The following is an 11,566-nucleotide window of genomic DNA, read 5'->3' as shown; positions in this document are numbered from 1 at the left end:
TGTGCTTCGTCCCAAATCTATATCTTTGCATCAAGGAGATACTGTAAATGAGATGCAAGATAAACTGCATGCTCAGATAGAGTAGGATAAACTCAATGTCTGTCGCAACTGTTTGCCGCAGAAGTATCTTGGAATTTTATGAAGATGATGGATGATGAATGTCTTACCTCTAACACTTGATATGATGAAAGCTATACGGACTATCTTAGTGCTGGCGCTGCTGCTCATGGTGACTACGGCGCAGGCACAGCGCGGCTCGTGGAAGGGCGAGCTCGACGTGCAGGGCATCAAGCTGCCCCTTGTGTTTCACTTCACCGACAAGGGATGCACCATGGACTCTCCGGCGCAGAACGTCAGGGGAATACCTACGCAGACTGTGGTCAAAGGCGACAGCGTGACGGTGGAAATCGCCATGATTGGCGCCCGCTTTGAGGGCGTGAACAAGGGCACGGAGATAGTAGGCACCTTCACCCAGCAGGGCATAGCCTTCCCGCTCACGCTCACGCCGGGCGAGGTCACCCTTAACCGTCCGCAGACGCCCAAGCCCCCCTTCGATTATCTCACCGAGGAGGTGTCGTTTACCAACGGCAGCTTCACCCTGCGCGGCACCCTCACCAAGCCCCGTGGCTGTAGCCGCCAGACTCCTGTGGTGCTGATGGTGAGTGGCAGCGGACAGCAGAACCGCGATGAAGAGCTATTCGGACACAAGCCCTTTGCCGTTCTTGCCGACGCCTTGGCACGCCAGGGCATCGCCTCGTTGCGCTACGACGACCGAGGATGGGGCGACGCCTCTGTGAGGTTCTACGAATTTACCACCGCCGACTTCTACGCCGACGCACTCAGCGGCCTTGCCCTGCTGCGCAAGCAGTTTGACCGCGTGGGTATGCTCGGCCACAGCGAGGGCGGCACCATAGCCCTGATGGCGGCTGCCGAGGGCAAGACAGACTTCATCGTGACGCTGGCAGCCATGGCTGTGTCGGGCAAGGAGACGATGATAGCGCAAAACCGCTCGGTGCTTGCCGCCGCCGGAACGACTCCCGAGATGACCGAAGCCTACTGTATGGCCATCGGATGCGCTCTGGACCAGTTGGCTCAGGGCAAGAAGACCGCTGACATCAAGCCCACGGGCGTCCCCGTGCTCTTCCGCAGCGTCTTCGACAAAGCCCTGAAGCAGGGCGACAGTCCCTATATCCGCCATCTGCTCAATGTCGATGTGAGAGGTGTGCTGGGCAAGATTGCCTGTCCCGTGCTGGCACTCAACGGAAACCGTGACACCCAGGTGGACTGTGTCGCCAATCTCGGAGCGCTGGAGAAAGGGCTCGTCAACAGTCGCCATACCCTCAAAACCTTCGACGGACTGAACCATCTCTTCCAGACTTGCCACACAGGACTGGTCGTGGAGTATCAGCAGATAGAGGAGACCATCGCCCCGACGGTGATGGAAACCATAACGTCGTGGATAAAAAACCTGTAGAAAGGCAATAAAAGCTACGCTTATCCGTTATGTAAGTGTGTTGAAAAGATATTTATTTACCCTCGTCATCTCTGTCGCCGGGGCGCTGGCCGCCTCTGCGCAATATGATATGTCGCTCAGCCACTACTTTGCCCAGGAGCCGGTCTTCAACCCCGCCGCCGTGGGCAAAGAGTCCAAGCTGAATGTCACAGGCAGTTACGCCCTCGACTTTGCCGGTTTCGAGCACAACCCGCGTACCATGATTGTCGCTGCCGATATGCCCCTGTTCATGCTCAAGCATTACCATGGTGTGGGCGTGCAAATGACGAGCGACAAACTGGGTCTCTTTGACCACCAGCGTTTTGCCGTGCAGTATGCACTCAAAACCAAGCTGCTGGGAGGTATGCTCGGCATCGGCGTCCAGGTGGGTATGCTGAGTGAGAAGTTCAATGGCTCGCAGACCGATACCGAGGAAGGCAACGACCCCGCCATCCCCACGACCGATGTGAGCGGCTCGGGTCTCGATGTGGGCGTCGGTCTCTACTACGTCCACGGCGACTGGTATGCCGGCGCGTCGGTAGCCCACGCCACCGCACCCCAAGTTACGCTGGGCGACAGTTACCTGCTCGACATCGACCGTACATATTATTTGACCGGTGGATACAATATTAAACTAAGAAATCCGTTTATTACAATAAAGCCCACGGTGTTGCTGCGCTCGGATGGCTCGGCGTTCAGGGCCGACATCACATCGCGCGTGGTCTATACCCACGACAAGCGCATGCTCTATGGCGGCGTGACCTACAGTCCGTCCAACTCGGTGACCGTCCTCGTCGGCGGCAGTTTCCATGGCGTCGTGCTGGGCTATAGTTACGAGCTGTATACCTCGGCCTCCATCCCAGGCAACGGCAGTCATGGTCTCTTTGTGGGATACCAGCACGATATCAACCTGACCAAGAAAGGTAGAAACCTGCATAAAAGCGTGAGAATATTATAATATAAAGATGAAGAATAAAAGCATTATAACCCTCGGCCTTGTGGCGTTCTCTGTGGCGCTGACAGGCTGTTTCGGTAGCAAGAGTGCCATCTCGGGCGGTCGCGGCGGCGAGGTGGTTGGCGTTGGTGGTCGCTCCTTTGCTGAGCCCACGCCTTACGGTATGACCAAGGTAGAGCGTGGCTCGCTGCACATGGGCCTCGACCGTCAGGACTCGCTCTGGGGTATGAAGACTCCCGTCAAGGACATCTCTGTCGACGGGTTCTGGATGGACGAAACCGAGGTTACCAACTCCAAGTACAAGCAGTTTGTGCAGTATGTCAAGGACTCTATCCTCCGTACGCGTCTTGCCGACCCCGCCTATGCCGGCGACGAGACCTACATGATTACCGAGGACAAGTATGGCGAGCCTGTCACTCCCCATATCAACTGGCGCAAGCCTCTGCCCCGCAAGCCCAATGAGGACGAGCAGCGCGCCATCGAGAGCATGTATGTCACCAACCCCGTGACCGGCGAGAAGCTGCTCGACTACCGCCAGCTCAACTATAAGTATGAGATTTACGACTATACCACTGCCGCCCTGCGCCGTAACCGCCTCATGCCCAACGAGCGCAACCTGAACACCGATGTCACCGTCAATCCCGACGAGGTGGTGATGATTTCCAAGGACACGGCGTATATCGATGACAACGGCAATATCGTGCGCGAGACCATCAACCGCCCACTCAGCGGTCCTTGGGATTTCCTCAACACCTACATCGTCAACGTCTATCCCGACACCACCGTCTGGGTCAACGACTTCCAGAACTCTGACAACGAGATGTATCTCCGCAACTACTTCAGCAATCCCGCCTACAACGATTATCCCGTAGTGGGCGTCACCTGGGAGCAGGCCAACGCCTTCTGTGCCTGGCGCACCGACTATCTGCTCAAGGGCCTGGGCGGTGAAGCCCGCTTCATCCAGCGTTACCGCCTGCCCACCGAAGCCGAGTGGGAGTATGCCGCACGCGGCAAGGCCGGCAACGAATTCCCCTGGGAGAACAAGGATGTCAAGAACGGCGATGGCTGCTTCTATGCCAACTTCAAGCCCGACCGTGGCAACTATACCAAGGATGGCAACCTCATCACCAGCCGTGTGGGTATCTATACCGCCAACAGCAATGGCCTCTACGACATGGCTGGTAATGTAGCCGAGTGGACCAGTACCATCTATACCGAAGCAGGTGTTGAGGCCATGAACGACCTTAACCCCCAGCTCGAGTACAAGGCTGCCAAGGAAGACCCTTACCGTCTTAAGAAGAAGAGTGTGCGTGGCGGTTCGTGGAAAGACCCCGAATCCTTTGTCCGTTCGGCGTGGCGTACATGGGAATATCAAAACCAGCCACGCTCCTATATCGGTTTCCGATGCGTGAGAAGCCTCGCCAACTCGACCAGCACCAAACAGAAAAAGAACAAGAAATAACACACATTCATTATGGCTGAATATAGCAAATACAATATCGTCTACCGTCTGCAGAAGTGGATGGATAGCGTTCCCGGACAGACCTTCCTCAACTATGCCTATAGCTGGGGAGCGTCTATCGTTATCTTTGGTACCCTCTGTAAGCTCACCCACCTTCCTGGAGCCAACTTCTGGCTGTTCTTGGGTATGGGTACCGAGGTGTTCGTGTTCTTCATCTCTGCTTTCGACCGGCCCTTTGACAAGACCGCCGATGGCCGCGACCTTCCCACCCATGTCGAAGACGCCGAGGAGGATGAGGATGGCGCCGAGGCGACCGACCACGTGACGATGCAGGCTCCCCAGGCCGTGATTATCGGTGGCTCGGGAGTGATTCATGCGGGCGGAGGCGTGGCTGTGGGTCAACCCGGTGGCGCTGCCTGCCAACCCGCCGCAGCTGCTGACGGTCTGCAACCCTCGGGCAGCGTACAGATAGTGGGCGGCTCGGCTGCAGGCGTAGTAGGGCAGAGCGTGGTGACACCGGTAGTCACCGGCACCGCCGAAAACGAAGAGATGGTTCAGGCCCAGAGCGACTATGTAGCCGAGCTCAAGCGCCTCGTTGAGACCCTGGGCAAGGTCAATGAGCAGAGTTCCCGCCTTGCCACCGACAGCCTGGAGATGGAGAACCTCAACCGCACCCTCACTGGCATCAGCCGAGTCTATGAGATGCAGCTCAAGAGCGCCAGCCAGCAGATTAGCACCATCGACCAGATTAATGAGCAAAGCAAGAAGATGGCCCAGCAGATAGAGCAGCTCAACCAGATTTACAGCCGCATGATAGAGGCCATGACCCTAAATATGCAGACCCGCAACCCCGGTCAGTAATCTAACGATACACCACTGATGGCAATCAAGAAGAAACAGATAACCCCGCGCCAGAAGATGATCAATCTGATGTATGTCATCCTCATGGCCATGCTGGCACTCAATATCTCCACCGAGGTGCTCAACGGTTTCTCTATCGTCGAGGAGAGCATCAACCGCACCACCGCCAATTCGGCCGAGGAAAACAGTGCCCTCTATGCGCGCTTTGAGCAGCAGATGAAGACCAACCCGGAGAAGGTGAGCCAGTGGTTTGCCAAAGCCATGGCGGTCAAGCAGATGAGCGACTCTCTCTATGCTTTCTCCCAGCAGCTCAAGGAGCAGATTGTGACCGAGGCCGACGGCAAGGACGCCGACCTGGCTAACATCAAGAACAAGGACAATCTCGAGGCTGCAAGCCATGTGATGCTTGCGCCCATCACCGGTAAGGGCGGTGCCCTGTTTGCTGCCATCAACCATTACCGGGAGCGCATCCTTACGATGGTGACCGACGAGCGCCAGCGCAAGATTATCAGCAGCAACCTTACTACCCAGCTCCCCCGTGGCGCCCACGCTATGGGCAAGAACTGGCAGCAGTATATGTTTGAGAATATGCCTGTGGCGGCAGCCGTCACCATGCTCTCCAAGTTGCAGAGCGACGTGCGCTACGCCGAGGGCGAGGTGCTCCATACGCTCGTTTCCAACATCGACCTCAAGGATATCCGCGTCAACAGGCTTGAGGCTTTTGTCATCCCCGAGTCCAAGACCGTCATCAGCGGCGACGCCTTCAATGCCCGCATCGTGATGGCGGCGGTAGATACCACCATGACACCCGAGATATATGTGGGCGGCCGCCGCATTACTGGCAACAACTACCGCTTCACAGCCAGTGGCGTGGGCGAGCACTCCTTCGCCGGATACATCACCATGCGCAATGGCAACGGCGACCTTATCCGCCGCGACTTTACACAGAAATACAACGTGGTGGCGCCCAGTGCCACTGTCTCTGCCGACCTTATGAACGTGCTCTATGCCGGCTATGAAAACCCCATCAGTATCAGCATCCCCGGCGTAGCCCTCAACGAGGTCCAGGCATCCATGACTGGCGGTGCCTTCCATTCCGTGGGCATGGGCCGATATATCGCCAAACCCTCAGCCGTGGGCAGCGACGTGACCATCACCGTCAGTGCGCGCAAGGGCAATGCCATCCGCCAGATGGGCAAGTTCACCTTCCACGTGCGCAAGCTCCCCGACCCGATGGCCTACCTCGTCATCGGCACCGACCGCTACAAGGGTGGCGGCCTGTCCAAGTCTGCGCTGATGGGCATCGACCGCATCCATGCCGCCATCGACGACGGACTGCTCGACATCCCCTTCCGCGTGGTAAGTTTCGAGACCGTCTTCTTCGACAATATGGGCAACGCCGTGCCAGTAGCCTCCAACGGAGCCCAGTTCTCCGAGCGTCAGCGCGAAACCTTCCGCCGCCTCTCCCGCAACCGCCGCTTCTACATCCGAGGCGTCAAGGCCGTGGGCCCCGATGGCATCACGCGCACGCTGTCTTACCCCATGGAGGTCATCGTCAAATAAGAAAACAATGCAACAATGAAGAAAATATTATTTATCCTTCTCGTCGGAATGATGGCTGTCCATGCGACCGCCCAGCCCGCCAAACGCAAAGCCGAGCAGAAGGCTGCTGCCACCACCAGCGGCGCCATCTCTACCCGAGCCCAGATTTCCTTCCCTGTGCAGACTCGCATGGCAGAAGATGTCGTGTGGCGCCGCGATATCTATCGCGAGCTCGACCTCCACGATGACGCCAACGCCAGCCTCTACTACCCTGTAGAGCCTATGGGCAACCAGGTCAACCTCTTCACCTACATCTTCAAGCTCATGATGACCGGCAACATCAAGGCCTACGAGTATCGGCTTGACGGAAACGAGGTCTTCAACGAGGCTGCCCAGGTCAAGCTCAAGGCATTCCTCGACAATTACCATATCTTTTACGAGAAGACCAACCGGGGCATCTATATCGACAACAGCGATATCCCCTCGCGCGAGGTCACTGCTTACTATCTCAAGGAGTGCGTCTACTACGACCAGACCACAGCCTCCTTCCACACCCAGGTGTTGGCGCTGTGCCCCATCATGAAGCGTGAAGACGATTTCGGCGACAATGCCACGTCCTATCCCCTCTTCTGGGTCAAGTACGACGACCTGGCACCCTTCCTGGTCAAGCAGACCGTGATGACGAGCAATCTCAACAACGCCGCCGTGATGAGCATGGACGATTACTTTGCCAAAAACATGTACCGCGGCAAGATTTACAAGACCAACAATATGCTCGGCAAGACTCTGGCTCAGTACTGTCCCACCGACTCAGCCCTCTCCAAGGAGCAGAAGCGTATAGAGAAGGAGATCGTGGACTTCGAGCAGAACCTCTGGGGCGACAAGGCCCGCAAAGACTCGCTCGACAGCATCGCCAAGGCCAACAAGGATGTCAAGCCCGTCAAGAAGGGCCGCCGCGCATCGTCTTCGACTTCCGTGCGCAACAAGACCGTAAAGTCCAAGACCCGCTCCACCTCTTCGCGTTCGTCATCCTCGGCAGCGCGTGTCACCGTGCGTCGTCAGCGTCACTGATTGTAGCCAGCACTTGTTATTGGACGAAGAAGGACATTCGTCCCTCTCTGCTCCGATAATGATAGCCACGCCATCTATTTGTGCGCAATTGGAACGTGATTAAATATCATCCCGATTGCAGTCACTACGGAAACGGTATATATAATAAGTTGTAAGCCCCAGGCGCATAAAACGGCAGAACAGATGACTGCCGAAGATAGGGAAGTGATAGGTTCGCGCCGCAAGGGATATTCCTTTCGTGATGTGGCGAAACAGGGTTGTACATACAGTGCAGCGAGCGAAGCGATTACTACACGGGCAATTACCGCAATAGACTTGACTTTACGTTCTTTTCAAAGTAAAGGTTTTGTGATAGTCGTTTAAGGGGTAAAAGCTATGCTTGCACTATTAAGCACTACGTTTGAGATCACAAATTGTGATTTTGAAGATATGACAGATATAAAAGAAAAGATAGAGGACGGCGAACTGGTCACAAATTGTGACCAGATGGTTGTCGTGGATAATATAGAGTCTCTAATAAAGGTGATTAGAGGACAACAGGTTATGCTTGACAAAGATATAGCAATGCTATATGGTGTGGAGACAAGAACTTTGAACCAAGCAGTCAAACGTAATATTCAGAGGTTCCCTTCTGATTTTAGGTTTCAGTTGTCAATGGAGGAATGTTCAAAATCACAAATTGTGACTTTGAACGCTGGACGAGGACAGAATATAAAGAAATTACCTTTTGCCTTTACAGAGCAGGGCGTGGCGATGCTTAGCAGTGTTCTCCGTTCCAAAACAGCCATTGAGGTCAATATCCAAATCATGCGGGCCTTTGTCTCCATGCGCCATTTCATGACAACCAACGCTTCTGTGTTCAGTCGCTTGGAAACGATTGAGTACCATCAATTGGAAATGCAGCAACATCAGCAAGAAGCGGACAAACGCATAGACGAGGTATTTCGCCGATTGGATGAGGGCAATGCGAAGCCGAAGCAAGGAGTGTTCTACAACGGACAGATTTATGATGCCTATACATTCGTGTCCGACTTGATTAAGAGTGCGAAGAAGCGTATAGTCCTTGTCGACAACTATGTTGACGAGACTGTACTTACATTGCTCGATAAAAGAGATGAAGGTGTATCTGCGGTCATCTATACCCAGCAGATTAGTCGTCAGTTCCAGCTTGACATAGACCGTCATAATGCTCAATATGTACCGATTGATGTTGAAGTGTTCCGTTTATCGCACGACCGCTTCCTTTGTATAGACGATGATGTATATCATATAGGAGCCTCTATCAAGGACTTGGGCAAAAAGTGGTTTGGTTTCTCTAAAATGGAGATACTTACACCAGATGAATTGGTAGAAAAAATCAATAGAGAGTAAGACTCTGCTATGTGTAAAGCCAAATCTATGATATGATAGATTTGAGGATTAAAAGTTTATTGCTTGCGTGGTTGTACACTTGAGTTATCCGTAATGCAGTTTAATAAGAGATACAATAACCAATTAAATACAAACGACAATGAAAAAGAAACTATTTGCAACCCTGATGCTCTTGGCCTTTGTGGCTATAGGCAGCGCCAATGCACAGATTAAGTTCGGTGTCAAGGGCGGTATCAATATGTCCGAGTTCTCCGTCAAGGGCAATGTACTCGACAAGTCCAACAATATCGGCTTCTATCTTGGCCCCACCGCTAAGGTCTCTCTGCCCCTCACGGGCCTCGGCATCGACGTCTCAGCCCTCTACAACCAGTATTCTGCCGATGTTACCGTAGAACGTGGCAACGAGCAGATTGTCCGCGACCAGGCTACGCTCACTGTCAAGCAGATTGCCATCCCTATCAACCTGCGTTATGGAATAGGCTTGGGCAGTCTGGCCAGCATCTATGCCTTTGCAGGTCCACAGTTTGCCTTCAATATGGCCGACGACATCCAGAGTATCGACTGGAAGTGGAAGAATACGTACATGAGCTTCAACATCGGAGCCGGCGTGTCGCTGATGAGCCATCTCGCGTTCAACCTCAACTACAACTTCGGTTGCGGCAAGTCGGGTGAGACCGGTGCCGGCGATGTGGTGCGCAGCGCCTTCAACGCCAAGAGCAGCGCCTGGCAGCTGGGCATGACTTATTACTTCTAAGTCCACGCCCGCACGACAGCCCCATAACCCTCTGCTCCTGCCGAGGTTTGCCTCGGGGCGTCCGCGCCGTCGGTTACGACAAATGATATAGCCCGAAGTCCGTCATCTACGGTCTTCGGGCTTTCTGTTTCTATCTCTGCGCGATTAGTCTATCGCCGCCGTAGCCTCTGCGAGCCACTGGCGCTCGTCGTCGGCCAGATGTGGTGCCAGCTCTTCATACACGCGGCGGTGGTAGTCGTTGAGCCATTCCACCTCATAGTCGTCGAGCAGCCAACGGTCTATCACCGTGGTGTCGATGGGGCAGAGCGTGAGCGGCTTCATACGCAGGAAATTGCCACACTCGGTGCTGTCTCCACCGACGATGAGCAGCACGTTCTCGATGCGCACTCCAAAGCGGCCGGCGAGATAGACGCCCGGCTCGTCGGTGATGGTCATGCCCGCCTTGAGCGCCGTGGGCACATATTCCATACGTATCTGCTGCGGGCCTTCATGCACACAGAGATGCGCACCCACGCCGTGGCCCGTACCATGCAGGTAGTTGTAGCCGCGGCTCCACAGCACGCTGCGCGCTATGGCGTCTATCTGCGTGCCGTTGGCACCTGCCGGAAACTGAGCCATCTCCAGTCGTATGTGAGCCTTGAGTACCAGCGTGTATACCAGTCTCTGCTCCTCGCTCACGGGTCCCAGCGGTATGGTGCGGGTAATGTCGGTGGTACCGCAGTCGTATTGGGCGCCACAGTCGAGCAGCAGCAACCCCTCGGGACGTAGTTCGACGTCGCTGTCGGCTGTCGGCTCATAGTGTACGATGGCGCCGTGACTCTCATAGGCAGCTATGGTCTCAAAGCTCTTCTCCACATACGCAGGGTCTTCGCTGCGCAGCGCCGTGAGCTTGTCGTCCACGCCCATTTCGGTCACTCCGCCCTTTGCTACTGCCGGCTTTATCCACTTGAGCAGCCTCACCATCGCCACGCCGTCGCTCACCATAGCCTGGCGGAAGCCCGCTGTCTCAGCCTCGTTCTTCACCGCCTTCATCAGCGGAATGGGCGATGGCGCATAGATTACCTGTGTGCGGCTGGGCACGTAGCGCGGCATGAGCGCAGCCGTCTCGTTGCCGTCCATCAGTATCGAGTATTCGAAGTAGTGTGCCAGTCCTTCACCTATCTTATTATATGGGCGCAGCTCCACGCCATTGTCGTTGAGATACTCCTTGACCTCGTCGCTCACGCGGCTGCACTCCGTAAACAGGGTGGCGCCCCTCGATGCGATGAGCAGATAGGCTATGAACACCGGGTTGCACTCTATATCGGCCCCGCGCAGATTGAGCGTCCAGGCTATGTCGTCGAGCGCCGATACCAGCATGCCGTCGGCGTGTACCGCTGCCAGCCTGCGCCTTATCGCCGTCAACTTGTCAGCAGCCGTTGTCCCTGCCCATTCCATAGGGTGCTTCCTTATCGGTTTCTGCGGCAGCGCGGGTCGGTCTGTCCATATCCGGCTCATCGGGTCGAGGTTGGTGCGCAGTGTGATGCCACCCTGCTTGCGCAGCGCCATCGTCATCGCCTGCACCGTGTTGTATGTGCTTGTCGAGCCGTCTATGGCCACCGTGGCACCGCTCTTCTCAGCCAGTTCGGCGCCCAGCCACTCGGTTATCGACGGAGTTCCCTCCATGCGCAGCCGCATCAACTGGTACTCGGTGCCATCGAGCTGCTCTTCGGCTTGCAGGAAGTAGCGCGAGTCGGTCCATAGCGCGGCACTCTTCATGGTGACCACGGCGGTGCCCGCCGACCCCGTAAACCCGCTTATCCACTCGCGGCTCTTCCAGTGGTCTGCTATATATTCTCCGTTGTGCGCGTCGCTGCTCGGGATGATGAATGCGTCTATCTTTTCTCGCTCCATCAGCTCGCGCAGCCGCTCTATTCTGTTTTCTATCATCTCTTTCATCTCTATTTTGCTAATTGGACATGACAAAGGTAAAAGTTTTAAGAATTAATCACAAAAGAAATTGCGATTAAATGACATTTGTCATTCTTTTTTTCGTAATTTTGCAGATGATAGCAGCCC

9 protein-coding genes are annotated in these 11,566 nt (G+C 55.1%); 8 read left to right on the top strand and 1 reads right to left on the bottom strand.

What is annotated here, in order from left to right:
* Positions 1–181: 181 nt before the first annotated feature.
* The 8 genes from CIK87_RS03815 (at position 182) to CIK87_RS03780 (ending at position 9,508) form a co-directional block, all read left to right on the top strand.
* Entirely contained in the window at positions 182–1,474 is a 1,293-nt protein-coding gene (locus CIK87_RS03815; protein WP_254046505.1) for a S9 family peptidase, read from the top strand.
* A 37-nt stretch (positions 1,475–1,511) separates the two neighbouring features.
* A complete protein-coding gene (locus tag CIK87_RS03810) occupies positions 1,512–2,450 on the top strand; it encodes a type IX secretion system membrane protein PorP/SprF (protein WP_094385615.1) in 939 nt (312 codons plus the stop codon).
* Positions 2,451–2,457: 7 nt separating this feature from the next.
* Positions 2,458–3,909, top strand: a complete 1,452-nt coding sequence (locus CIK87_RS03805) for an SUMF1/EgtB/PvdO family nonheme iron enzyme (RefSeq protein WP_094385612.1) — start codon at positions 2,458–2,460, stop codon at positions 3,907–3,909.
* 12 nt (positions 3,910–3,921) lie between these two features.
* Complete coding sequence (gene gldL / locus CIK87_RS03800; RefSeq protein WP_094385610.1) at positions 3,922–4,770, top strand: gliding motility protein GldL; 849 nt, start codon at positions 3,922–3,924, stop codon at positions 4,768–4,770.
* An 18-nt stretch (positions 4,771–4,788) separates the two neighbouring features.
* The gene (gene gldM / locus CIK87_RS03795) at positions 4,789–6,333 is read left to right on the top strand and encodes a gliding motility protein GldM (protein ID WP_094385608.1); all 1,545 of its coding nucleotides are present in this window, start codon (positions 4,789–4,791) and stop codon (positions 6,331–6,333) included.
* Positions 6,334–6,348: 15 nt separating this feature from the next.
* A complete protein-coding gene (gene gldN / locus CIK87_RS03790; protein WP_094385605.1) occupies positions 6,349–7,383 on the top strand; it encodes a gliding motility protein GldN in 1,035 nt (344 codons plus the stop codon).
* Positions 7,384–7,812: 429 nt separating this feature from the next.
* Positions 7,813–8,754, top strand: a complete 942-nt coding sequence (locus tag CIK87_RS03785) for an ORF6N domain-containing protein (protein WP_094385680.1) — start codon at positions 7,813–7,815, stop codon at positions 8,752–8,754.
* A 139-nt stretch (positions 8,755–8,893) separates the two neighbouring features.
* A complete protein-coding gene (locus CIK87_RS03780; protein WP_022310393.1) occupies positions 8,894–9,508 on the top strand; it encodes a porin family protein in 615 nt (204 codons plus the stop codon).
* 144 nt (positions 9,509–9,652) lie between these two features.
* Here the strand turns inward: CIK87_RS03780 and CIK87_RS03775 are convergent, their stop codons facing one another.
* A complete protein-coding gene (locus CIK87_RS03775) occupies positions 9,653–11,446 on the bottom strand; it encodes an aminopeptidase P family protein (RefSeq protein ID WP_094385603.1) in 1,794 nt (597 codons plus the stop codon).
* Positions 11,447–11,566 lie beyond the last annotated feature (120 nt).

It is taken from the genome of Prevotella sp. P5-64, from assembly GCF_002251285.1.
Lineage (GTDB): Bacteria > Bacteroidota > Bacteroidia > Bacteroidales > Bacteroidaceae > Prevotella.
The sequence above is the reverse complement of the archived record's forward strand: the minus strand, read 5'-3'. Positions and strand labels throughout refer to the sequence as shown.